Source organism: Aeromonas sp. R3-1, assembly GCF_040908345.1.
GTDB classification, from domain to species: domain Bacteria; phylum Pseudomonadota; class Gammaproteobacteria; order Enterobacterales; family Aeromonadaceae; genus Aeromonas; species Aeromonas veronii.
Map to the genome: position 1 here is coordinate 1 of NZ_JBFODN010000138.1, position 2,694 is coordinate 2,694.

Consider the following 2,694-nt stretch of genomic DNA (forward strand, 5'->3'; position numbering starts at 1 on the left):
CCTCTCTGCCCACAACAGCAAGCAGGTTGCCGCCTTCAAGCAGCAGATCCGGCAGTTTATCGGTCAGCCGCAAGCCGCCTTGCAGCTCGATTACGGCCACGCGCTTGAAACCGATCTGGCGGAGTTGGAGACCCTGCTCGCCCCGCATCACCTCACTACCCGTGGCCGCGCCCTGCGCCTGCTGGAAGAGGATGCGGTGATGCAGGAGACCCTGCTGCCCGGTCAGCAGGCAGCCGCCGCCAATGTAGTGGCTCGCGCCCATCAGGGACAGGATATCGACCTGCAGCTGGCGGATATTCGCTACGGCCATATCCACCAGTGGGTACAACAGGCTCGTCAGCAGAAGGGCAAGCTCACCGAGGCCCAGAGCGAGTGGCTGGATCGGGTGCTGCTCAATCGCTGGATTGGCATCCCCTTCTTCCTGTTTGTCATGTACCTGATGTTCCTGTTTGCCATCAACGTTGGCAGCGCCTTTATCGACTTCTTTGACATCATGGGCGGCGCCCTGTTTGTCGATGGGGTGCACCACCTGCTGGGACTGGTCAATGCCCCCGAGTGGCTGGGCGCCATTCTGGCTGATGGCTTCGGGGTCGGCTTGCAGACCGTCACCACCTTTATTCCGGTGATTGGCTGCCTCTATCTCTTCCTCGCGGTGCTGGAGAGTTCAGGCTATCTGGCCCGCGCCGCCTTCGTGGTGGATGCCCTGATGCGCCGCCTCGGCCTGCCGGGCAAGGCGTTCGTGCCGATGCTGATGGGCTTTGGCTGTACCGTCCCCTCAGTGATGGCGACCCGTACCCTCAACTCCGAGCGGGAGCGGCTGATGACCTCCGCCATGGCCCCCTTTATGTCGTGTGGTGCCCGTCTGCCGGTTTACGCCCTGTTTGCGGTGGCTTTCTTCCCCGAGTCAGGTCAGAACCTGGTGTTCGGTCTCTACCTCATCGGCATTCTGGTGGCGGTGCTCACCGGCCTGTTGCTGCGCAGCACCCTGCTGCCGGGCAAGAGCGACTCCATGCTGATGGAGATGCCGGATTACGAGTGGCCGCGTCCGGTCAACGTTGCCATCAAGACCTGGCAGAAGCTTAAATCCTTCGTCTTTGGCGCAGGTAAAACCATCGTGCTGGTGGTCGCCGTGCTGAGCGTGCTCAACTCGCTGGGGACCGATGGCAGCTTTGGCCATCAGGAGCAGGAGAGCTCGGTCCTGAGCAAAATCAGCCAGGCAGTGACCCCGGTGCTGCACCCCATCGGTGTACGCGATGACAACTGGCAGGCCACAGTCGGTATCGTCACCGGTATCTTCGCCAAAGAGGCGGTGGTCGGTACCCTCAACAGCCTCTACGCCGGTGGTGGCGATGCAGAGGAGGAGAGCGAGTTCTCGCTGGTGGCCAGTTTCCACGAGGCGATCGATGCCGTGGCGGCCAATCTGGCGGAGATCAACCCGAGCGACCCCATGGGGCTTGATGTTGGCAACCTCGACGACCAGAAAGCTGCCGCCGAGGCTCAGGAGGTGGATGTCTCCACCTACGGCAACATGCAGACCCACTTCGACGGGGCGGCCGGTGCCTTTGCCTACCTCTTGTTCGTGCTGCTCTACATGCCTTGCGCCGCCGCCATGGGCGCGCTGGTGCGGGAAACCGGTCGTCAGTGGGCGCTGATGACGGCGGTATGGTGCAACTACATGGCCTTTATGTGCGCGACCCTCTTCTATCAGGTCGCGACCTTTGCCGCTCATCCGGAGCAGAGCCTGTTCTGGATCGTCAGCTACGGCCTCTCTCTGGGACTGCTCTGGTGGGCCGGTCGCCGTCACGGTGACATCGTCGCCCGCAAGGTGGTGACCTTATGATCCTGCGCGAGCTGGGGGATTACCTCGCCGCGCAGCAGAAGGTGAGCCGGCGTGATCTGGCTCGCCACTTCCACACCTCGGAAGATGCGGTGGAGGCCATGCTCGGCGTCTGGATGCGCAAGGGGCGGGTCATCAAGCGTGAAAGCCGTGTCTGTGGTGGCAGTTGCTGCGGCAAGAGCGAGGAGGTGATGTTCGAGTGGTGTGACGCGGGCCAGATTGGCATCAAGATCCGCTAAACGACTACCCAACCTCATCACCAAAGATCGAACAATAAAAAACGGCAGACCCTGCGCAAGGGTCTGCCGTTTTTATTGCTGAAAACAGGCGGGATCAGGCGATCTGGCGAGCCTCGCTCAGCAGTGCCAGTGCCGGTTGGGCGTTGTCCGGCATCAGCCGGTAGGCTTTGTGGTGTTTGACCAGGGTGGTCTTCTTATTGCCCTGGCTCAGCAGCAGACCGTGCTTGAAGGCCGCCTCGGCCAGCACCTTCTCGTCACCGCGCACATAGAGGGTGAGGGGTTTGACAAGCTCACCGTCCTCGATATGGCCTGCATATTCGCTGTGGCTTACCACCAGGCTCGCCTGCCCGCCCGATTGCAGGCGCAGCTTGGCGTTCACCTCGCTCTCGGTCAGCACCAGCCAGCCTGCCGCTGAGAGCTCCTCCAGCAGGGCCGCCAGCTTGGCTCCCAATTGCTGCGGATTGGTCATGGCGCACTGGTACTGGAAGGCGATGCGCTCCAGCAATCCCTTGAGATCGGCGCCCGCACCCAGAGTGCGGCCAAGCTGCACCCAAGCTTTCAAATCTTCCATCACCAGACGGGAGAAGCGCTTCTCCTTGAGGGAGTCGGCCATCCAGG

The 2,694-nt window shown here is 62.0% G+C and carries 3 protein-coding genes; 2 read left to right on the plus strand and 1 reads right to left on the minus strand.

The annotated features are described in order from the left end of the window. A partial coding sequence (gene feoB, locus AB5Y85_RS08155) for a ferrous iron transport protein B (RefSeq protein WP_368221318.1) occupies window positions 1-1,840 on the plus strand: 1,840 nt, incomplete at its 5' end. Continuing rightward, window positions 1,837-2,076 (plus strand): FeoC-like transcriptional regulator, encoded by a 240-nt coding sequence (locus tag AB5Y85_RS08160; RefSeq protein ID WP_005350974.1) that lies wholly within the window; start codon window positions 1,837-1,839, stop codon window positions 2,074-2,076. The genes feoB and AB5Y85_RS08160, both read left to right, overlap by 4 nt. A 94-nt stretch (window positions 2,077-2,170) precedes the next feature. Here the strand turns inward: AB5Y85_RS08160 and AB5Y85_RS08165 are convergent. Then, on the minus strand, window positions 2,171-2,694 hold a 524-nt coding region (locus AB5Y85_RS08165), incomplete at its 5' end, for a DUF2913 family protein (protein WP_368221319.1).